Raw genomic sequence first — 231 nt, forward strand, 5'->3', positions numbered from 1 at the left:
CCGCCGTTAGACCTTCTTACTAGCCCATGCACGGCCTCCAATTCACATTCGCCTTGCAATGCTTGCCACAACTCATAGCTGGTCAATATGCCTTCACCCTGACACACATAATCAGCTTGAGTCTTGTCTAGCGTTTCACTTGGCAAAGCAGACACATGTCCGCCAACCAACAGCACAGGTAAATCAGGAGACACTGATTTGATTTCGTCAATAAGCGCTGATGCTCCGACC

General features: G+C 49.4%; 1 protein-coding gene. It reads right to left on the reverse strand.

The window, feature by feature from the left end; translation table 11 throughout:
- Window positions 1-231, reverse strand: a 231-nt coding sequence (locus A3773_RS17445; RefSeq protein WP_197462889.1) for a cobalamin-dependent protein, incomplete at both ends; no start/stop codon positions are given.

The sequence above is a fragment of the Neptuniibacter pectenicola genome (assembly GCF_001597735.1).
GTDB lineage: Bacteria > Pseudomonadota > Gammaproteobacteria > Pseudomonadales > Balneatricaceae > Neptuniibacter > Neptuniibacter pectenicola.